The sequence below is a fragment of the Pseudohongiella sp. SYSU M77423 genome (assembly GCF_029911965.1).
Classification (GTDB): domain Bacteria; phylum Pseudomonadota; class Gammaproteobacteria; order Pseudomonadales; family Pseudohongiellaceae; genus Pseudohongiella.
In genome coordinates this window covers 159,844-180,569 of the sequence record NZ_JARYTH010000005.1, presented here as the reverse complement: position 1 = coordinate 180,569, position 20,726 = coordinate 159,844, and the positions used below count along the sequence as shown (strand labels likewise).

At 55.0% G+C, this 20,726-nt stretch carries 22 protein-coding genes and 1 pseudogene; 15 read left to right on the top strand and 8 right to left on the bottom strand.

Annotation, left to right across the window (positions count from 1 at the left end):
* The first annotated feature begins 7 nt into the window (after positions 1-7).
* The 5 genes from QGM61_RS12305 to hisD are packed head-to-tail and all read left to right on the top strand — an operon-like array spanning position 8 to position 4,216.
* Entirely contained in the window at positions 8-625 is a 618-nt protein-coding gene (locus QGM61_RS12305) for a phospholipid-binding protein MlaC (RefSeq protein ID WP_237134854.1), read from the top strand.
* Between the two features lie 36 nt (positions 626-661).
* Positions 662-904: a BolA family protein gene (locus QGM61_RS12300; RefSeq protein WP_237134853.1), complete on the top strand. Its 243-nt coding sequence runs from the start codon at positions 662-664 to the stop codon at positions 902-904.
* Positions 905-934: 30 nt separating this feature from the next.
* Complete coding sequence (gene murA / locus QGM61_RS12295; RefSeq protein WP_237134852.1) at positions 935-2,194, top strand: UDP-N-acetylglucosamine 1-carboxyvinyltransferase; 1,260 nt, start codon at positions 935-937, stop codon at positions 2,192-2,194.
* Positions 2,195-2,204: 10 nt separating this feature from the next.
* Positions 2,205-2,861 carry an ATP phosphoribosyltransferase gene (hisG, locus tag QGM61_RS12290; RefSeq protein WP_237135004.1) on the top strand — a complete coding sequence of 219 codons (657 nt, stop codon included), beginning with the start codon at positions 2,205-2,207 and terminating at the stop codon, positions 2,859-2,861.
* Positions 2,858-4,216: a histidinol dehydrogenase gene (hisD, locus tag QGM61_RS12285; RefSeq protein WP_237134851.1), complete on the top strand. Its 1,359-nt coding sequence runs from the start codon at positions 2,858-2,860 to the stop codon at positions 4,214-4,216. Before hisG ends, hisD begins: the two co-directional genes overlap by 4 nt.
* 45 nt (positions 4,217-4,261) lie before the next feature.
* On the opposite strand, the gene QGM61_RS12280 is transcribed toward hisD, so the two are convergent.
* Positions 4,262-5,452 (bottom strand): S1C family serine protease, encoded by a 1,191-nt coding sequence (locus QGM61_RS12280; RefSeq protein ID WP_237134850.1) that lies wholly within the window; start codon positions 5,450-5,452, stop codon positions 4,262-4,264.
* Positions 5,453-5,502: 50 nt separating this feature from the next.
* On the opposite strand from QGM61_RS12280, the gene QGM61_RS12275 reads away from it, so the two are divergent.
* A complete protein-coding gene (locus QGM61_RS12275; protein ID WP_237134849.1) occupies positions 5,503-6,297 on the top strand; it encodes a Nif3-like dinuclear metal center hexameric protein in 795 nt (264 codons plus the stop codon).
* Here the strand turns inward: QGM61_RS12275 and cysN are convergent.
* From cysN to QGM61_RS12260, 3 genes are all read right to left on the bottom strand, one after another.
* Positions 6,294-8,204, bottom strand: a complete 1,911-nt coding sequence (cysN, locus tag QGM61_RS12270; protein WP_237134848.1) for a sulfate adenylyltransferase subunit CysN — start codon at positions 8,202-8,204, stop codon at positions 6,294-6,296. The genes QGM61_RS12275 and cysN overlap by 4 nt on opposite strands.
* A 1-nt stretch (position 8,205) precedes the next feature.
* Positions 8,206-9,114: a sulfate adenylyltransferase subunit CysD gene (cysD, locus tag QGM61_RS12265; protein ID WP_237134847.1), complete on the bottom strand. Its 909-nt coding sequence runs from the start codon at positions 9,112-9,114 to the stop codon at positions 8,206-8,208.
* 133 nt (positions 9,115-9,247) lie between these two features.
* Positions 9,248-9,685 (bottom strand): YhcB family protein, encoded by a 438-nt coding sequence (locus QGM61_RS12260; RefSeq protein ID WP_237134846.1) that lies wholly within the window; start codon positions 9,683-9,685, stop codon positions 9,248-9,250.
* Between the two features lie 225 nt (positions 9,686-9,910).
* Here QGM61_RS12260 and zapE point away from each other — a divergent pair, with 225 nt between their 5' ends.
* From zapE to QGM61_RS12225, 8 genes and pseudogenes are all read left to right on the top strand, one after another.
* A complete protein-coding gene (gene zapE, locus QGM61_RS12255) occupies positions 9,911-11,056 on the top strand; it encodes a cell division protein ZapE (RefSeq protein WP_237134845.1) in 1,146 nt (381 codons plus the stop codon).
* Between the two features lie 99 nt (positions 11,057-11,155).
* Entirely contained in the window at positions 11,156-11,584 is a 429-nt protein-coding gene (gene rplM, locus QGM61_RS12250) for a 50S ribosomal protein L13 (RefSeq protein WP_237134844.1), read from the top strand.
* Positions 11,585-11,611: 27 nt separating this feature from the next.
* Positions 11,612-12,004 (top strand): 30S ribosomal protein S9, encoded by a 393-nt coding sequence (rpsI, locus tag QGM61_RS12245; protein ID WP_237134843.1) that lies wholly within the window; start codon positions 11,612-11,614, stop codon positions 12,002-12,004.
* A 365-nt stretch (positions 12,005-12,369) separates the two neighbouring features.
* Positions 12,370-12,969, top strand: coding sequence for a ubiquinol-cytochrome c reductase iron-sulfur subunit (gene petA / locus QGM61_RS12240; RefSeq protein ID WP_237134842.1), 600 nt, complete (start codon positions 12,370-12,372; stop codon positions 12,967-12,969).
* 80 nt (positions 12,970-13,049) lie between these two features.
* Positions 13,050-14,237 (top strand): annotated as a pseudogene (locus QGM61_RS15285) (cytochrome b); the annotation flags it as partial.
* A gap of 165 nt (positions 14,238-14,402) precedes the next feature.
* Positions 14,403-14,987, top strand: a complete 585-nt coding sequence (locus QGM61_RS15280; RefSeq protein WP_411268297.1) for a cytochrome c1 — start codon at positions 14,403-14,405, stop codon at positions 14,985-14,987.
* Between the two features lie 51 nt (positions 14,988-15,038).
* Positions 15,039-15,671, top strand: coding sequence for a glutathione S-transferase N-terminal domain-containing protein (locus QGM61_RS12230; RefSeq protein WP_237134841.1), 633 nt, complete (start codon positions 15,039-15,041; stop codon positions 15,669-15,671).
* Between the two features lie 14 nt (positions 15,672-15,685).
* On the top strand, positions 15,686-16,114 hold the full coding sequence (locus tag QGM61_RS12225) for a ClpXP protease specificity-enhancing factor (protein ID WP_237135002.1): 429 nt from the start codon (positions 15,686-15,688) through the stop codon (positions 16,112-16,114).
* Between the two features lie 17 nt (positions 16,115-16,131).
* Here the strand turns inward: QGM61_RS12225 and QGM61_RS12220 are convergent, their stop codons facing one another.
* The 4 genes from QGM61_RS12220 to QGM61_RS12205 form a co-directional block, all read right to left on the bottom strand.
* The gene (locus QGM61_RS12220) at positions 16,132-16,704 is read right to left on the bottom strand and encodes a BON domain-containing protein (protein WP_237134840.1); all 573 of its coding nucleotides are present in this window, start codon (positions 16,702-16,704) and stop codon (positions 16,132-16,134) included.
* Entirely contained in the window at positions 16,701-17,294 is a 594-nt protein-coding gene (locus QGM61_RS12215; RefSeq protein ID WP_281133164.1) for an SIS domain-containing protein, read from the bottom strand. Before QGM61_RS12215 ends, QGM61_RS12220 begins: the two co-directional genes overlap by 4 nt.
* Before the next feature lie 118 nt (positions 17,295-17,412).
* Positions 17,413-17,808: a YraN family protein gene (locus tag QGM61_RS12210; protein ID WP_272907352.1), complete on the bottom strand. Its 396-nt coding sequence runs from the start codon at positions 17,806-17,808 to the stop codon at positions 17,413-17,415.
* Positions 17,809-17,846: 38 nt separating this feature from the next.
* Entirely contained in the window at positions 17,847-19,574 is a 1,728-nt protein-coding gene (locus tag QGM61_RS12205; RefSeq protein ID WP_281133163.1) for a penicillin-binding protein activator, read from the bottom strand.
* Positions 19,575-19,846: 272 nt separating this feature from the next.
* Between QGM61_RS12205 and rsmI the strand changes: the two genes are divergently transcribed.
* Positions 19,847-20,725: a 16S rRNA (cytidine(1402)-2'-O)-methyltransferase gene (gene rsmI, locus QGM61_RS12200; protein WP_281133162.1), complete on the top strand. Its 879-nt coding sequence runs from the start codon at positions 19,847-19,849 to the stop codon at positions 20,723-20,725.
* Position 20,726 lies beyond the last annotated feature (1 nt).

Here is a 20,726-nt window from a genome sequence, read left to right as displayed (position 1 = left end):
AACAGAGATGAAATCGAACATGCGTCAATATTTAATGTCACTGCTGACTGCGGTATCACTGGTAGCGCTGTCGCCAGCACTGGCCCAGAACGATCAGCTGTCTGCGGTTGAAGCTGCCGAGCAGTCGGTAAACGATCTTTTAGGGCGAGTCGAAGAACTAAGACCTTATTTTGAATCCGACCCGGCTCGCTACTACGCGGGAATTGAGGAGGAAGTCGGCAAGTTTGTGGACTTTCGTGAAGTTGCACGCGGCGTGATGGCTAGATTTTCGGAAGACGCCACTGACGCGCAGCTCACAGCGTTCGGAGAGAAACTGCGCAGCACCCTGACGCGTTTCTACGGTTCTGCCCTGGTTGAATACGGTGGTCAGGAACTCACTTATCTGCCACCTCAGGATCCACCGGAAGATCCCAATGCGCCGACCAACGTGCGCATGCAGATCAACTCCGAAGGAGCCCGGATAGAACTGCAGTACGCGCTGTTCAAAGACGATCAGGGCGAGTGGAAACTGCGCAACCTGTTTGTTGGCGGGATCAACCTGCGCAGACAGTACCATACCCAGTTTGCCGCGCTGATGGCGCGCAACAACAATGATATCGACGCAGTTATTGAGGCGTGGCAGTAAGGTCCCGACCCCGGTCACGCCGTTAGAGGTTTTCGAATGAGTTTAGATGCACAGTATATTTCAGAGCTGTTGAGTGCTGCCCTGCCGGATTGCCAGATCACAGTGGATGGCGGGGCAGGCAAGTTCCAGGTTATTGCGGTGGGAGACGTGTTCTCGGGTCTCGGCGCTGTAAAGCGTCAGCAACTGGTGTATCAGCATCTTAACCCGCACATTCAAAGCGGCGCGGTGCATGCGGTGACCATGCGACTGATGACACCGGCCGAAGCCGCTGCCGCCTGATCCAACCCTTTCCTCTTAACGGGACCTTTCATGGACAAGCTCTTGATTCAGGGCGGTGTCAGTCTTAGCGGTGAAATCCGTGCAGCGGGCGCCAAAAACTCTGCATTGCCAATTCTGGCGGCGACGCTGTTGACAGACGAGACAGTCAAAATCAGCAATCTGCCGCATTTGTACGATATCACCACAATGCTGGAGCTGCTGGGCAGCATGGGTATAGAACCCATGCTGGACGAGACGCTGACTGTAGAAGTCAATGCATCAACAGTGAGCAAACTCAGCGCGCCCTATGCGCTTGTCAAAACCATGCGGGCTTCAATTCTGGTCCTGGGGCCCATGCTGGCGCACTTCGGCCAGGCAGAGGTCGCTTTGCCAGGAGGCTGTGCCATCGGCAGCCGGCCGGTCAACCTGCATATTCAGGCCCTGCAGAAAATGGGTGCCAATATCGTCGTCGAAGACGGTTATATAAAGGCTTCGGTTGATGGCCGCCTTAAGGGGGCCAGAATTTTCTTCGATCTGGTCACCGTCACTGGTACAGAAAACGTATTGATGGCGGCTACCCTGGCCGACGGGCAGACGATCATTGAGAATGCCGCCAAGGAACCTGAAGTTGTTGATCTGGCCAATTGCCTGATTGCAATGGGTGCCGAGATCAAGGGGCACGGAACTGACACCATCGTGGTCAGCGGCAAACCCCGTCTGCATGGCTGCAGTTATTCCGTCATGCCCGACAGAATTGAAACTGGTACCTATCTGGTAGCCGCCGCCGCGACACGCGGCCGTGTGCGAGTCAAGGACACGGTGCCAGGCATACTCGAGGCGGTGTTGTTGAAGCTGGAGGAAGCGGGTGCCCAGATTCAGGTGGGCGAGGACTGGATTGAGCTCGACATGCATGGAAAACGTCCAAAAGCAGTGTCGCTGCGTACCGCTCCACATCCGGCCTTCCCAACCGACATGCAGGCCCAGTTTGCAGCGATGAACGCTGTCGCATCAGGTGTGGGGATCATTACCGAAACTGTTTTCGAAAACCGCTTCATGCACGTGCATGAAATGAACCGGATGGGAGCATCCATGCAGGTCCAGGGCAATACTGTCACCATCACTGGTGTTCCGACCTTGCGTGGCGCACCCGTCATGGCAACGGATCTGCGTGCCTCTGCCAGCCTGGTCATCGCTGGACTGGTTGCTGACAATGAAACGCTGGTAGACAGGATCTACCATATTGATCGCGGTTACGAATGTATTGAAGAAAAAATGCAATTACTGGGCGCGAGGATCCGTCGCCTGCCATAAGGAACGCATGATGAAAGACAACAAGGGCCAATCGCTGGTCATGGCCTTGACCAAAGGACGAATACTGCAGGAAACCCTGCCCTTGCTGGCAGCTGCGGGAATCGAGATGCTGGAGGATCACACCACCAGTCGCAAGCTGCTGTTCGAGACCAACCGCCCCGATTTGCACATCATGATCGTGCGCGGCTCTGATGTTCCTACCTATGTGGAGTTTGGTAGTGCAGACCTCGGTGTGGTTGGCAAGGACCTGCTGATGGAGCATGGTGAAGGCGCTTTCTACGAGCCGCTGGATCTGAAAATCTCGCGTTGTCGACTCATGACAGCTGCACCGGTTGGCGCGCCGGCGCCGACTGATCGAGTGCGTGTAGCCAGTAAGTTTGTGAACATTGCGCGCCGCTATTTTGCTGACCAGGGGCTACAGACAGATATCATCAAACTCAATGGCGCTCTGGAGCTGGCACCGTCCATGGGTCTGGCTGACTGGATCGTTGATATTGTGGATAGTGGCAATACGCTGAAAGCCAATGGCCTGGAGCCGCTGGAGCTGATCGCCAACATCAGCTCGCGGGTGATTGTGAACAAGGCTGCCATGAAAATGAAGCACGCAGCTGTCTCGGATCTGCTGGAAAGGCTTCGCGCGGCTGTGGAAGCAGGGGAAAAATCATGAGTGATGCAACTGAGCCAACATCGCTGAGTGTTCGCCGGCTTGATGCGGGTCAGGCTGATTTTCACGAGATCCTGACAGCGCTTCTTGACCGGCGCATGATTGAAGACAAAACTGTCAGTGATACGGTGGCCGAAATTCTATTGCAGGTCAGAACGCGTGGTGATGAGGCTGTGCTCGAATATACGCGTCGATTCGATCGCCGCGATGTTGGCAGCGTCTCAGATCTGGAAGTTAGCCGCGAGCAGATGCAGGCAGCTCTGGATGCTCTGGACACTGAACAGGCGGACGCGCTTCAGGTGGCTGCAGAGCGCATCCGTCGTTATCACGAGCGTCAGCGGCAACCATCCTGGCAGTACGAGGAAGAGGACGGTTCGGTCTATGGTCAACACGTCGTCGCCCTGGATAGAGCAGGTCTGTATGTGCCAGGTGGCAAGGCGAACTATCCCTCATCAGTGCTGATGAACGCCATCCCTGCCAAGGTGGCAGGCGTGGAAGAAGTGATTGCCGTTGTACCTACTGCCTACGGTGCAGATGCCGGTGGTGATGGCCGCCTGATATTTGCGGCTGCGGCAGTGGCCGGTGTTGATCGCCTGTTTACCATCGGCGGTGCGCAGGCAATTGCCGCGCTGGCATTCGGCACGCAGACCATACCGAGAGTCGACAAGATTACCGGGCCGGGTAATGTTTTTGTGACGGCTGCCAAAAAACAGGTTTTCGGTGAAGTGGGTATCGACATGATAGCCGGCCCATCCGAATTAACCGTGGTCTGTGATGGACAGACTGACCCCGACTGGATCGCGATGGACCTGTTCTCACAGGCCGAGCACGATGAACAGGCACAGTCCATTCTGATCAGTACAGACAAAGATTTTCTCGATGCAGTCAGCGCCAGTATCGCACGGCTACTGCCGACGATGGAGCGGCGCGACATCATTGCAACGTCCATGGGCAATCGAGGTGCATTGATCTACGCCCCGGACAAAGAAACGGCGCTGGCAATCTGCAACGAGATTGCACCTGAGCATCTGGAGTTGTCGGTCGAAGATCCGGATCAGTGGCTGCCGGGTGTACGGCATGCTGGTGCCATTTTCATGGGGCGTCACACGCCGGAAGCGCTGGGAGATTATTGTGCCGGACCCTGTCACGTCCTGCCGACCTCGGGTACCGCAAGATTCTTTTCACCACTGGGTGTTTACGACTTTCAGAAACGCAGTTCCATTCTGAAGTGTTCTCCACACGGTGCGGCAGCGCTGGCGCCGGTGGCAGAAACGCTGGCGCTCAATGAACGCCTGCAGGCGCATGCGCTGTCTGCCGCCTGGCGTATTCCTGGCCGCCATTCGTCCGATCAGTCTTAAGTCAGAGGCTGAGCGCCGGTGCCGGCGCACACCAGAAAGGCTGCCTTATTGTGAGTCCAGACGGGTCCGGTACTGGGCAGTGCCGGTTCCCAGCGTCACTGTTCTGTCGACAGACTCGCCGGCACGGTAAAGTGTCAGGACAACCTGTTCCCCTGGCGGCTTGCGGTTGATCTGCTCGATCGCGCCGATAACACTTTCAATGGCCTGACCATCGATATGTGTCATGACATCCCCGGCCTGAATACCAGCCTGTTCTGCGGGGCTGTTGGCGTCAACCTGCTCAATCAGCAAACCCTCAATATCTGGCGTACCGAAAAAGGTATTACTGGTTTCGTCATTGAGCAGCTCGCCGGTAATGACGCCAAGATAGCCAGGTGTAAATACGCCCTGCTGGCGTAGCTGCTCCACCACAATCATGGCTTTGTTGATTGGCACCGCGAAGCCAATACCGTCAGAGCCGCCAGATTGAGAATATATAAAGGAGTTGATGCCAATCAGCTCACCATTGGCATTTATCAGGGCGCCGCCGGAGTTGCCATAATTCATGGCCGCATCGGTCTGTATATATTCCACGATGGGAAGGCCGTCCCTGGGGATACCCAGGGCGCTGACAACGCCGGCGGATACCGATTTCTGATTCATCAGGTCGCGCCGCGGATATCCTATCGTCAGGACAGTGTCGCCCACATTGACGTCGTCCGAAGATCCAATCGGCACAGCAGGAGGCAGTTCTGCGCTGTCCACCTGTAAAAGGGCAAGATCACTGTCAGCGTCGGCACCCAGCAGGCGAGCCCGGGCGGTGATGTTCCTGCCCTGGGAATTGTTGAAGTGGACCTCAATATCCTCGGCGCCTTCAATAACATGCAAAGCTGTGAGAATATGCCCCTGGTCGCTGATGGCAACGCCTGAGCCAAGGCTGTCCCAGAGACGTTCCGATGGCAGATTCTGCAGTAAATCACGTAGCGCCGCAGGCAATTCCTCGACAGGCGGAAGTTGAATCTGCTCGCGAATTGTTGAGTGAATGCTGACAACCGACGGTGATGCTTTGGCGACAGCACTGGCGTGAGATGTCGTCGACTGGGCGGGAGCAGGCTGAGAAATCTGTGCCTGGGACTGCAGTGCCAGTTCGTCGATTCGAACCGACAATTGGCGAATTTGCTGGTATTGCAGCAGCACAAGTGCCAGCAGTACACCAACGAATGTGGGCCAACTGATAAACTGCAAAAAACTTTTCATATAGTTGCGCATTATGCGAATAAAAACCCATTAAGTGAAGGTAAATCGTTATGCCGATAGATCGCCGCACCCTGCTCAAAGAACTGGACTCTCTGCTGAAGACGGACCAGTTCAATGATTATTGCCCAAACGGACTGCAGGTTGAGGGAAAAGACCAGATTCGGCATGTTGTATCGGGTGTGACAGCCAGTCAGGCAATGATCGAAGCGGCTGCCGCGGCCGGCGCAGATCTGCTGCTGGTGCACCACGGTTATTTCTGGCGTGGCGAGTCGTCTGTCATTACAGGTCTGAAACAGCGGCGGGTGCGCCTGCTGCTGGAACACGACATCAACCTGGTGGCTTACCATTTACCGCTGGACGCACATCCTGAGCTGGGCAACAACACAAAGCTGGCAGCCGTGCTGGGTTTGCCTGTCAGTGGCGAGCTCACCAAAATCAACAGACAACCGATGGGCCTGTACAGCGAGCTGGAGACCCCCATGACCGGCGAATCGCTGCGAGCGCGCATTCATGAAGCACTGCAGCGTGAGCCATTGCACATCGCGCCACAGTCTTTATTGAGCGGCGCCGGGCGGGATATGGCAGACCGTCCAATCCGACGCATCGCCTGGTGTACGGGCGCCGCGCAGTCGTATATCGAGAGGGCGGTTGAGATCGGTGCAGACGCCTTCATATCAGGCGAGATTTCCGAACCTACTGTTCATATGGCCCGTGAGCACGGTATCCACTATTTCGCTGCCGGACATCACGCCACCGAGCGCTATGGCGTCCAGGCGCTGGGCGAATGGATCGCCCAGCAGTTCGACGTTAGCCATCAGTTTATCGACATCGATAATCCGGTTTAGCGGCCGTTAAGAATACCTTTGTCGCGCATCATATCCAGCACCTGATCCAGGCATTCATCGACGCTGAGGCTGGCGGTATCCAGTTCCAGCTCGACCGTTTCAGGTGGCGAGTAAGGGAAGGAGATGCCAGGGATATCGGCTGATCCTGTTGCCTCTGCAGCTGCGTAGATACCGCTGGGGTCACGCTGCTGGCAGACCTCAATGGGCGGATTCAGATAGACGATGTAGCAGTTGTCCTTGCCAATGACACTGACCGCATGCTCACGTGAATCCGGGTTTGGCGCGACGAAAGCGGCACAGCAGATCAGTCCCGAGTCGTTTATGAAGCGGGCGATATGCGCACTGCGGCGCAGGTTCTCAGCGCGGCCCTCTGCGTCATGTGGCAGGTCTTTGCTGATACCCAGTCGCATGGCCTTACCGTCCAGCACCGTGCTGACCCTTCCCATGTCGAACAGACGACGTTCCAGGCCGTGAGCCAGTGTTGACTTGCCGGCACCGGAGACACCGATGAACATGACCGTTGCCGGTTTCTGACCGTAGCGTGCTGAACGCTCTTCACGGGTAACGTGAGTAATTCCACTGCGCTTGCGGCGTTTGGCGGCGGCCGCATCCAGATTGATCATGCCCGCGCCGACTGTGACATTGGTGAGGCGATCGATGACGATGAATGAGCCGGTATTGCGATTGCGATCATAACTGTCGATGCACACCGGCTGATCTACCGATACATCGCACACGCCGATTTCGTTCAGTTCCAGTGCCGGGGCCGGACTCTCTTCCAATGTGTTGACATCAATCTGGTGTTTGATGGTATTGACTCGGCCGCTGACCGTTTTTGTACCCAGTTTAAAGTCATACATCTTGCCTGGCAGTAATGCGTCTTCGGTCATCCATACTACCGTGGCATCAAACTCTTCGGCCACTGTAGGCATGTTGTCCCGATGCACGATCATGTCGCCGCGGCTGACGTCGATTTCGTCCTCCAGGGTCAGTGTGATCGCCATATCAGAGTGTGCCAGCTCCAGTTCTTCTTCAAAGGTCACAATCGATTTGATACGACTCTTCTTGCGTGATGGCAGCACTATAATCTCGTCGCCCTTACGAACGACACCTGACGCTACTGTGCCACAGAAGCCTCTGAAGTTAAGGTTGGGGCGATTGACATACTGAACCGGATAGCGGAAGTCTTCATAGTTCCGATTCTCGGTGATCTGAACATTCTCCAGCAGGTTCATCAATGTCGGGCCTTCGTACCAGGCCATGTTGGCGCTGGGGTTGACGACATTGTCGCCATCCAGTGCTGACATCGGTATAAAGTGAAACTCGGCCGGTTTCAGTTTTTCGGAAAACTTCAGATAGTCGGCGCGGATTTTTTCAAAAACGTCCTGGCTGTAGTCGACCAGGTCCATCTTGTTCACTGCCACAACGATGTGCTTGATCCCCAGCAGCGAGGTGATGAAGCTGTGGCGTCGGGTCTGAACCTGAACGCCATGGCGAGCGTCGATCAGGATGACCGCCAGGTCACAGGTTGACGCACCTGTGGCCATGTTGCGCGTGTACTGCTCGTGACCGGGCGTGTCGGCGATAATGAATTTTCGTTTTGAAGTCGAAAAATACCGATAGGCAACATCGATGGTGATGCCCTGTTCACGCTCTGCCTGCAGACCATCGACCAGCAGCGCCAGATCGAGTTTGCCGCCGGTCGTGCCGACTTTGAGGCTGTCTTTCTGAATGGCGGCCAGCTGATCCTCATAGATCATCTTGGAGTCGTGCAGCAGTCGACCAATCAGGGTGCTCTTGCCGTCATCAACGCTGCCGCAGGTCAACAGGCGCAGGAGTTCCTTGCGCTCGTGTTGCGCAAGGTATGCAGTGATATCAGTGCTAATCAATTCGGACTGGTGTGACATATCAGAAATACCCCTTGCGCTTTTTCTCTTCCATGGACCCTGCCTGATCCGAGTCGATCAAGCGGCCCTGGCGTTCGGAGCTGGTTGTTAACAGCATTTCCTGGATGATCTCGGGCAGAGTGGTGGCCTTGGATTCAACGGCACCTGTGAGCGGGTAGCAGCCCAGGGTCCGGAACCGCACCATTTTCTCCTGAATTTTCTGACCCTCGGGAATTGGCATACGGTCGTCATCGACCATGATATCCACCCCGTCGATGTTGACGATGGGCCGCTTCTTGGCGAAATACAAAGGCACGATGTCGATGTTGTTCAGGTAGATGTACTGCCAGATATCAAGCTCGGTCCAGTTTGACAGCGGAAAAACTCGAATGCTTTCACCCTTGTTGACCTTGCCATTGTACGTGTTCCAGAGCTCCGGACGCTGGTTCTTGGGGTCCCAGCGATGGTTCTTGTCGCGGAAGGAAAATACACGCTCTTTGGCGCGGGACTTTTCTTCATCGCGGCGGCCGCCACCAAAAGCGGCATCAAACTTGTGTTTGTCCAGTGCCTGGCGCAGGGCCTGTGTTTTCATGACATCGGTGTGTTTTTCGCTGCCGTGAGTAAACGGTCCGATGCCTGCCGCAACGCCTTCCTGGTTGGTGTGTACGATCAGGTCCAGACCCAGCTTCTTCATCTGGGTATCGCGAAACTCGATCATCTCCCGGAACTTCCAGGTTGTGTCTACATGCATCAACGGGAACGGCAGTCTGCCAGGATAGAACGCCTTAAGCGCCAGGTGCAGCATGACCGAGGAATCCTTGCCAATGGAGTAAAGCATGACCGGATTACTGAATTCCGCTGCGACTTCGCGAATGATATGGATGCTCTCGGCTTCCAGTTGCTTGAGGTGTGTCAGGTTGTAGTCAGCCATAAGTTCAGGTTCTAGGTTGCCGCAAGCCGCGGGCTCCCGGCCATGGCCAGGAGGCAGCATATTTGCTCATTGAATTTGGAGTGCTTTGCTTACGATGATGGGGAGGTCGCCGTGGCCTGATGGCCGCTGCGATTCACTCCTCTGCGCGAGACGTGTTTCTGTCCAGCCCGAACTCCTCAGACAGAGCGCCAGGGCCAGGCGACTTCTTGGGCGCGTAATCCTTCGGCGGCTCCAGTGTATCGTTCTGGTCAGCATCGCTGACAAACATCGTCTGCTCACCTGCCGGCAGCAATTTGCTGGCAACATCTTCGGTGCAAAGCTGTTGAGCGCCGGTGGCCAGATGCTGATACACATCGCGATAACTTTCTGTCATCTGTTGCACGAGTTCTGCCGTTGTATCGAAGTGACTGCTGACGTGCTCGCGATAATCGGCGTGGCTGCGCTGCAATTCCTGAATCTGTGCTTCTAGTTCAGCAATTCGCGTCGGGCTGCCGGTCTGTACTTTTTTACCAACAAGCAGTCCGGCTACCAGACCAACTGCCAGACACGCGATGCCTGTCAACCACAACATACGGATCCACCTTCGCTTAACGGCGATACAATAATGAAACTTTTAAAGCATGTATAGCTATATAAAAACATATACATATTGCTTTTTTGAATATAAGGATGTTCGTTCAGTCATGGCGATTCTATCACGATGCAATCGTTCTGTGTTGCCTGCCTCCGTGCTGCCTTTGTCTACAAACAGGCATTCGCTTAGAATGCCCGGCTTAACGTCAGGAGAGAACAGTCTATGAGCGGCGTACCAGTGTCGGGGATTTCTGCGCCAACAGCGTCGCCGCAGCAGCGCTATCAGAATGACCTAAAATCTGGCCTGCTGCAGCCGGACGTTGCGCAGGCCGCAGCCATCGAGGCGGTAGAGCGGCTATATAAACAATTGCTGGCGGGCGGGCAGTCCAATGGTCTGGGGCGCTGGGTGAACCCTATGCAGTGGTTCAGGGCTGCATCACAGGAGCCAGTCAAGGGCATCTACTTTTATGGCGGCGTAGGGCGCGGCAAAACCTACATCATGGATCTGTTTTATGAAAGCCTGCCGTTCGCTGACAAGCAGCGCACTCATTTCCACCGGTTCATGCAGCAGGTGCACACACGGCTTGCTGCGCTGAAGCATCAGAAGAATCCGCTCGAGCGGGTGGCTGAGGATCTGGCGGAAAGCACCCGGGTTCTCTGCTTCGATGAGTTTTTTGTCTCGGATATCGGTGATGCCATGATTCTGGGTCGGCTGCTGGAACATCTGTTTGAGCGCGGAGTTGTGCTGGTGGCTACTTCAAACATCCATCCTGATGGTCTGTATGCCAATGGATTGCAGCGCGACCGGTTTCTGCCTGCCATTGCACTGCTTCACAGGCATACGCAGATTATAGAGCTGGATGGCGGGGTTGATTATCGCCTGCGCGCCCTGAAACAGGCATGTCTGTATTTCTCGCCGTTGGGAGAAAAGGCTGATACAGCGCTGGATGACGGTTTCAATAGGCTCTGTACTGGTCATGAAGAGGTGTTGAGCGATGTTGATATTGATGTTCTGGGTCGACCGGTGCGTGCGCGCAGGGTAGCCGAAGATGTGATCTGGTTTGACTTCGACAGGCTTTGTGCCGGTGCTCGCAGCGCATTTGACTATATAGAGCTGGCCAAGATCTATCATGCAGTGGTGCTCGCGGATGTTCCGCAGATGGGGGTGGCCAGTGATGATGTGGCAAGAAGATTTGTCAGTCTGGTCGATGAGCTGTATGATCGCCATGTAAAATTGATCATCTCGGCAGAAGTGCCATTGCGTGATTTGTATGTTGGCCAGGAGCTGGCCTTTGTATTTGAGCGCACCCGCAGTCGCCTGTTAGAGATGCAGTCCGAGGAGTATCTGGCCCGCGAACATCGCCCCTGATCTGTTGGAAAGAAATACTCCATAAAATACTTGATGTTTAATAGGCTCTTCGGTAGTATTCGCGCTCCCTGAAGAATATGCCCTTTTCGGTGATGTTACATGAAGACTTTTAGTGCCAAACCACAAAATGTTGAACACAACTGGCTGCTGGTAGATGCAGAAGGCCAGACGCTAGGTCGTCTGGCGGCAGAGATCGCAACCCGTTTGCGCGGCAAGCACAAGCCTGAATACACGCCTCACGTGGATACCGGCGACTTTGTCGTGGTGGTTAACGCTGAGAAGGTCAGTGTGACAGGCAGGAAATCTGCCAACAAGATGTACCACCATCACACCGGCTACCCGGGTGGTCTGAAATCTTTCAGCTTCGAGAAGCTGATCGACCGTTCACCTGAGAAAGTGCTGAAGCTGGCCGTAAAAGGCATGCTGCCCCGCACTCCGCTGGGTCGAGCAATGTTTAAAAAGCTGAAAGTGTATGCCGGTAACGAGCATCCACATGCGGCGCAGCAGCCGCAGGCTCTGCAACTGTAAGAATTTTAAGAGGTTCACGGAATCCCCATGGCAACGACTCAATACTACGGCACCGGCAGACGCAAAACCGCAACCGCGCGCGTATTTATCAGCAAAGGAAGCGGTGAGATCACGGTCAACAACCGTTCACTGGACACATTCTTTGGCCGCGAAGTGGCACGAATGATTGTCAAGCAGCCCCTGCAACTGCTGGAGCTCGACAACCAGTTTGACATCAAAGTGACTGTCAATGGTGGTGGCAGCTTCGGCCAGGCAGGCGCTATTCGCCACGGCCTGACCCGTGCATTGATTGCCTATGACGAAGAGCTCCGTTCGCCGCTGCGTAAAGCAGGTTTCGTTACACGAGACGCGCGTGCCGTTGAACGTAAGAAAGTGGGTCTGCGCAAGGCGCGTAAGCGTCCTCAGTACTCCAAGCGTTAATCGTTATTTTTCTTCGCCGACTACGAGTTGGGAGGCGTTAGAATCAAAAAAGCGCTCTGTCTCGCGACAGGCGCTTTTTTTTCGCCTGGTGGAAAATAAATTTCTGTATTTTATTCAAGTGCTTAACTGTGTATTGGGTGATCGGGCGCTTGAAAAAAGTCGCCAAATTAACTACCATTCAGCCCGTTTGCCGGTTTGCGCCACTTCCGACTCATAAATACAGATTGCCTCACGATCTGATAACAAAGGCGAGCCCAGACAAGCGCAGCAGCATTTTGCAGATTTCGTCCGTGACATGGCTTATAACAGTCGTGCTGCGGTCTTGATTCTTTTTTGATAGACGACAAAGCTCAGGAGAATACACGGTGAGTGAAGACGGTACTGATTCTGGCCGCAGACGGTTTTTATTGGGGTCAACCTCGGTTGTGGGCGCAGCCGGTGTCGTAGGCGCGGTAGTGCCCTTCGTCGGTTCCTGGAATCCCAGCGCCAAAGCGCGCGCAGCGGGTGCCCCGGTTCGGGTTGATATCAGCCAGATAGAAGAGGGTGGTATCCTTGGTCCTATCCCGGCATGGCGCGGACGACCTATATTCGTGGTCCGTCGAACGCAGGCGGCGCTGGAAGCGCTTCCGACTATTGCTGATGATCTGCAGGATCCAGATTCTTCTCAGCCAGAACAGCCCGAGTATGCGCAGAATGCATACCGTTCGCGCGAACCAGAGATTCTGGTGCTGATCGGTCTGTGCCCGCACCTGTTCTGTTCTCCAACGCCTCGTCTGGAGATTCGTGCTCAGCCATTTGAAGAAAACTGGAAGGGTGGTTTTTACTGTCCCTGCCATGGCTCGAAGTTCGATCTGGCCGGACGTGTTTATGTCGGCTCTCCCGCATCCCGTAATATGGAAGTGCCGCCTTACTACTACGAATCAGATACTGTTCTTGTGATTGGTGAAGACGAGGTGGGTGCATAATGAGCGATACGAAGAAACAAGGCTGGATTGTGTCCTCACTCGTAGGCCTGCGCGACTGGACTAATGATCGTCTGCCGATCATGACCGCGTGGGAAAAGCACATGAGCAAGTACTACGCACCGAAGAACTTCAACTTCTGGTATTTCTTTGGTGTCCTGTCACTGGTCGTGCTGGTTATCCAGCTGGTGTCCGGTATATTCCTGACCATGCACTATACCAATAGTGCTGAAGGCGCATTCGCGTCCGTCGAATACATCATGCGTGATGTGGAATTTGGCTGGTTGATCCGCTATATCCACTCCACAGGTGCGTCCGCATTCTTTATTGTGGTCTATCTGCACATGTTCCGCGGTCTGATGTACGGCTCCTACAAAAAGCCGCGAGAGCTGATCTGGGTATTTGGCATGGCCATCTACCTGATTCTGATGATGGAAGGCTTCATGGGCTATGTTCTGCCCTGGGGTCAGATGTCCTACTGGGGTGCCAACGTGATTGTATCCCTGGTAGGCGCTATTCCGGTCATCGGTGAAGATCTGCTTGTATGGGTTCGTGGTGACTTCCTGATTTCCGGTGCGACACTTAACCGATTCTTTGCTCTGCACGTGGTCGCACTGCCGATCGTCCTGATCGCGCTGGTTGTACTGCACCTGCTGGCTCTGCACGAAGTGGGATCCAACAACCCAGACGGTATCGAAATCAAGAAGAACAAGGATGCCAACGGCATTCCTGTTGACGGCGTGCCTTTCCACCCGTACTACACGGTCCACGATCTGGTCGGTATTACCGTCTTCTTCTTCGTGTTCTGTGCAATCATCTTCTTTGCTCCGGAGATGGGTGGCTACTTCCTTGAGCCGCCAAACTTCCAGGAAGCAAACCCGCTGGTTACACCTGAACACGTGCCGCCAGTGTGGTACTTCACACCTTTCTACTCCATGCTGCGCGCAGTGACAGTGCCTCTGTTTGGCATTGACGCGAAGTTCTGGGGCATGATCGTAATGTTTGGTGCGATCGCCATTCTGTTTGTGCTGCCATGGCTGGACAGGAGCCCGGTGAAGTCAATCCGCTACAAGGGCTGGTACAGCCGAATTGCGTTGCTGATTTTCATCTCCAGCTTCCTGATTCTGGGTTATCTCGGTACGCTGGGTACAAGCCCTGCGCGAATTGCCCTGGCTCAGTTCTGCACAGTGCTGTACTTCCTGTTCTTCTTCCTGATGCCCTGGTATACGAAGAAGGAGCAGGTGTTCCCTGAGCCGCAGCGTGTCACAGGGCGCTGGATCAGCAACAAGCAGCTGGTCATCACCCTGGCTCTGCTGGCGTTGCTGGTTGTTGTGCCACTGAAAGCTGTGGGTGCCGAGTCCTCCAACGTTCATCTTGATGAGATCGAGCTGGACCTGCGTGATGAAGCATCGCTTCAAAACGGCTGGAAAACCTACATGAACTACTGCCATTCCTGTCATTCGCTGCAGTACGCGCGTTACGAGCGTACAGCGACTGACCTGAATGTACCCAACAATCTCGTAATGGATCACCTGATCTTCGGTGATGCCGCTATCGGTGATCTGATGGAAAACGCCATGCCCGCGGACCGCAGCAACAACTGGTTTGGCAAAACGCCACCAGACCTGACGCTGATCGCCCGCGTGCGCAGCCCGGAGTGGCTCTACACCTACATGCGCTCGTTCTACGAGGATGAGGCGCGTGTATATGGTGTCAACAATAAGGTGTTTGCTAACGTTGGTATGCCCAATGTGCTTCACAGCCTGCAGGGTGACGTAATCTGCACGAATAATGCGGAGTCACCCGATCAGTGCGAACTGGCTCATGTCGAAGGAACCGGTGAGCTGACGCCTGAAGAGTTTGATACCGTGATACATGACCTGGTGAACTTCCTGTATTACATCGGCGAACCAGTGCGTCTGAAGCGTCAGGCCATCGGTGTCTATGTACTGGGATTCCTGGCATTGCTGTTCATCCTGGTTGTGCTATTGAACCGTGAATACTGGAGACGTATTCACTAAAAGCCCATGCACACGTGTGCAGGCTGACGGTATTATTTGAGGAAGCAATTTATGGGTGTTGTAGCTAAGCGCTCTTCCATGACGTTTTATTCTGATGGCAACAGTCAATACAGTCATCGAGTGAGAATCGTGCTGGCGGAGAAAGGTGTCACCGTTGAGACAATCAGCGTGGATCCAGCCAACCCGCCTGAAGACCTGTCTTCCCTGAATCCGTACAACAGCCTGCCCACGCTGGTAGACCGGGATCTGGTGCTGTATGAGGCGAACATCATGATGGAATATCTTGATGAACGCTTCCCGCACCCGCCTCTGTTTCCGGTCTATCCAGTTGCACGTGCCCAAAGCCGCCTCTGGATGTATCGCATCCAGCGCGACTGGTGTGCGGTGGTGGACGAGCTGTCAGTGGGCAAGGGTACCGCTGCGCAACAGGAAAAAATGCGCAAGGAACTGCGTGAAAGCCTGATTTCCATCGCTCCAATCTTCTCGGAAAAGCCCTTTTTCATGAGTGACGAATTCACCATCGTGGACTGCTGTGTCGCGCCGATTCTGTGGCGGCTTCCGTCGCTGGGTGTGGATCTTGGCAGCCACAAGGCTGTCCAGCCGCTGTTGGAATATCGCGCTCGTCTGTTCTCACGGGATTCGATACGAAGCAGCTTGTCGGATCAGGAAAAAGAGATGGTATAGGTCCGTTTATGGCCATGACTTCCAGTCGTCCGTATCTGTTACGCGCCTTGTACGAATGGATACTGGAAAACGAATGTACACCATACATCGTTGTGAACGCCTACGCTGAGCATGTGCAGGTGCCGCAGGAGTATGTAAAAGATGGCCAGATCGTCCTGAATATTTCTCCAGCTGCGGTTCATGCCCTGCAGATGAACAATGACGCAGTGGACTTTAACGGCCGCTTCGCAGGTATTCCGACGCCAGTATATGTGCCCGTTAGTGCGATTATGGGTATTTATGCCAGAGAAAATGGCCAGGGCATGGTATTCGAGACTGAGGTTCCATCGCCGCCGCCACCTGATGCGCCAGTATCGGATGACTCTGGTAAAGCCGGCAAAGCCAAACCCGCCGGCGCACCCAAATCAGAGGGTAAGCGCCCATCACTGCGGGTCGTCAAGTAAGCCTTTAGATTAGCTGTTTACAGGTATTCGAATACCGTCACCACGCGCTGAACACCACCTACACTGCGAGTGAGGCTGGCGGCGCGGTCTCCTTCTGAGCGATCAACAATGCCCATCAGATAAATCGTGCCGTTATTGGCGACCACTCGAATCCGGTTGGCATTCACATCGTCGTTGGCAACCAGCTGCGTGCGCACCTTGGTAGCCAGCCAGGAATCATTGCCTCGCGCCAGCATGCTGCGGCTGCCAGCTACTTCCAGTTCGTTGTGAACTCTGCGAACGTGCACGCTGGCATCGGCGGCGATGCGGGCGGCCTGCTCTTTTAGCGCCTCGGACTGGACCTGACCAACCAGCAGCACAACGCCGTTGTGACTTGTGACGTCAAAGCTGGCATCACGGAACTGTGGTTCCTGGGATCGCATATTGACCGCTACCTTGGTCTCAATCGATTCGTCTTCAACGATGGTGCCGGCGGTCCGCAGATACGGATCTTCCTGCAGTCCCTGGTCTCCCGTGGTTTGCGTCAGAATGGTTGTACAGGACATCATGCTCAGTATCAGGCCCATGCATGCAAAATGTTTAAGGCTCACAGTTCATCTCCAAATATCTGAATATCGATCAAGTCGCAAAGGCAATGGCAAATAAGTACCTGAATCTCGAAACACCGGTGTGAGTGTCTGGACGGTGCCCGTATTTCGTACGACTCAGAGTTTAACACTTCGGCCAGTCCAGCGCTCTGCTCACCACTCAGCAGTATGACGGTCAAACTCCGGTCGTTGGCTGCAGTGATGGCCTCTCTCAGGTTGGCTGCCTCGGCATCGCCACCAAATATCACCAGGACATCCAGTGGCTGCGAGAGAGTCCGAATCTGTTGCGCGTAAACCGATGCCGAATCGTGGTTTTGGTACAGCCCGGTCAACTGTGTCGCATTGGCGCTCAGACAGATGGCAGGCAGGCCTGGCCGCTCGCGGATAAACCGGCTGACCAGTGCCTGTACAAAATACTGCGACAGTGCAGCGCCGCCGCCGTTGCCGCAAGCCAGTATGCGGCCACCCTGCAGTAATGCACCTGCCAGCGCCTCGGCCGCCTCGGCAATCGGGTTGGCCAGCATATCGTGGGCTTCGCGCAGTTTGTCGGTACCCTGTTGGAAGTGCTGTTGGATGCGTAGCTGCAAACTCATTGATAATACCCGGCGTCGATGGTTCTGATGTTAAGTCTGATGGCCGTCCTGAGCATTCTACCGGAATGTGCTTTCAAGGTGAGTCTCACGCAACAAGAAAATTGGTTCTTGAAGTAAATTACGTCTGGATTGCGTTTTTAATCCATTCAAACTGATAGTTGCCGGCGGAAGCGGACGAGATGCCCAGCACATCGATCCTGCATCTTGCTGAATTGCTTATCTTATTTCGTTGCAGATAATACAGGGCAGTTTTAATGATACGTTGCTGCTTCTTTCGATTGATACTGCTTATCGGATCAACGAAGCTGGTGCGGCTGCGGAAGCGGACTTCGATGAACACCACTGTGCCCTCATCCATCATGATCAGGTCGATTTCTCCAACCCGGCAATAAAAATTCTGTTGGACGAGTTGCAGGCCTTGCTGATCAAGCCAGCTGGCGGCGAGAGATTCCAGTTGGTGACCAGCCTGACGGCGGTCTGCAGGCTTAATAACATTATTTCTTGTGGCTGACATCCATGTCCTCCAGTATTGATTGGCGCTGCTCCGGGCGCTTACTCCATTAGTTGCTCGGCAGGTATGATCTGCGGAACGTTGTCGTCGAATTGTGCGACGACCAGGTCGCGCGCGATACTGCCATCAGCTCTCATGTGGAGCATTCCGGTTACGCCCTGAATGCGGGTTTCTGGAAAATTGGCGAGCTGGCCGGTGCGCGCGTGCAGTCTGAATGCATCAACTCCCATGGCGCGCAGTCGCTGCACAGCAGCCGGCGCACCTGGCCAGGTCTGTTGAGCCTGTCGATGGGCCGGGTCAGCCGTGCCCAGCATCCATGGTGCATCGATGAAGATGACATCATTGAGGTCCCGGTTGGCAACGGCGTTGAACTCGCCATTGAAGATTGATGGCATCGCAAACACCGGAAGGTCGCCAGCGAAATGAAAACCAAGGGTGGATTTAAGCTGTCGACCCTCGCTGGGGTTGCCCTGCATAAAAATGAAGTCTGTGTCCTGGCGCCGGCGGGGGATGAACTCCATGTCCTGCCTTGGCAACACACTCAGCAATCTTTCTGCGCGCGCCTCGCTGGCATCTATGTTCAAAAGCTGTCTTATGGTGTCTGAGTAGGAGCCAGGTCCACCATAAGTGGCAGAGCTGGTCACGCGTCCATTCTGTTGTTGCCACTGCAGCGTAAAGAACTCCCGGAAACGCTGGTACTCGGGCCCGGCAGGGGTGAGCAGGGCGGCTGATTGATGGCCGGCCATGGCGGCCAGTCTGGCGATCTGTCTGATTTCATCTTCGGGTGCCAGGCCGAACTGATAGAAGCCAGCGGGATTGATGACACCCTCATCACCATAATTTAGTGCCAGTGTCGGGATCTGGAGCGAGGCCTGCTGCTGCAGTTGTCGCACTGACTCTTTGCGCAACGGGCCGACCACCAGATCCACGCTGGCTTCAACTGCCTGCTGGTACAGAGGCAGCACGTCAACGACTCCACTGGTGTCAATCACTGTGACATCGGGGACCTGTTGCTGCTGGGCCACAGCCTCGTAATACGCGGCCAGAAAGCCCTCTGCGACCGCCTGACCGGCAGCCTCGGCCAGCGGTACCATCAGGGCGATACGCTGCGGTTTGTCACGGATTAACTGCACTGTATAGGCCAGGGACTCAGGCAGGCGGCCGGCGGCGCGGTGCTGGGTCCAGCGCGCCTGCCAGCGATTGACGGCTTCGACCTGTTCCTCAATATTGTCCTCACGCGCGTTTACGACTGTGACCAGATCGATCCAGCCGCGCAGCTCGTAGGAGTCGATAATATTGCGCTGAGCGTTGAGGCTTTCCTCGGGTGCGGCTGACAGTATCTGCCAGATGCTGTCGATGTTCTCACCCTGTTCTGAAGCGGGCAGCATCGGCGCGACACGGGTCAACTCCCTGGCGGCCGCCAGGTACTGGTTCAGAGCCAGGTAGAGATCGGCTCGACCGCGCATGAAGGCGATGCGCGTGTCAGTTGGCAGTTGACTGACATCCTGCTGCTGTTCAAGCAACCGGGCAGCCGTTGCTGTATCGTTTCTGGCAAGCGCCAGGCGTGCTTGCAGCAGCAACTGGCGAGCTTGCAATTGTCCGGACAACGGTCGAGTGTCAACAGCTTCCAGCAATTGCGCTGCAACTTCGCTGTCACCGTTGTCGAGCGCGTCGGCGGCAGCCTCCATTAACAGGATCTGAGCTTCTGGTCCGTCTGTCTGTGCTGCCTGTTGCAGAATGATGTCCAGCTCTCCCACTGCAGCTGGCATGGACGTTTCCGTGACAGTCTGTTCCGGCCACGTATTGTCGGAGATCGGATCTGATGCACAGGCAGCCAGAATTCCGAGCGAGATGATCAGAAGGGGGCGGTGGGGTAAAAGTGTGCGGACAGTGACGGTCATAAATGCGGGCTGCTATGATAGGCGTTCAGAAAATTTAGTCGCTAGTGTCTCGAATAACGCGTTATATCTAGGCGTAAATAATCATAGCAGGCGCTGATGCCGGATGCGACATAACGCCTTCTCAAAAGTCAGGAGTTGCCATGGAAAACGCAAATGCTTCGGCAGTTGCCAAATCGACACTGTACGTCGTTGCAACACCCATAGGCAATCTGCAGGACATAAGCCAGCGGGCGATAAGCGTACTGCAGGGCGTGGATGTTATTGCCGCTGAAGACACCCGCCATAGTGCCCGCCTGTTGCAACACCTGGGAGTTTCCACCCGTATGGTCGCCTATCATGATTTCAGCAATGAAAGGCAGGAGGCTGCGCTGTTGCAGAGACTGGTAGAAGGGCAGTCTATCGCGCTGATCTCGGATGCTGGCACGCCGCTGATTTCCGATCCTGGTTACGGGCTGGTGATGCGCTGCCGGGAGCGCGGTATCGCTGTGGTGCCGATTCCCGGGGCAAGCGCGCTGATTGCTGCATTGAGCGTGGCAGGCGCACCCAGTGATCGATTTGTATTTGAGGGGTTTGCTCCGGCCAAGTCTGGCGCGCGACAAAAATACTTTGGTGCTCTGGCTGACGAAGCTCGCACGCTGGTGTTTTATGAGTCGCCCCACCGCATTCAGGCATCCATCAACGATATGGCTGGCGCGTTTGGGGGTGATCGCCAGGCGGTGATCTGCAGAGAGCTGACCAAAACCTGGGAGACCGTGCACGGTGATTCACTGGCGAATCTGTGTGACTGGCTGGCCGATGATGATAATCAACGCAAAGGCGAGTTTGTTGTCATTGTGCATGGAGCTCCCAGGCCTGAAGCTGCAGAAGTGGACGGGAACGCGCAGCGGGTATTGGGAATACTTGCGCGGGAGTTACCGCTCAAGCAGGCGGCTGCCCTGGCATCTGAAATCACCGGAGCCAAAAAGAATGCGCTGTATCAGGCGGGTCTGTCCATGGCTGCTGAATCGCAGCAGGGCTAGC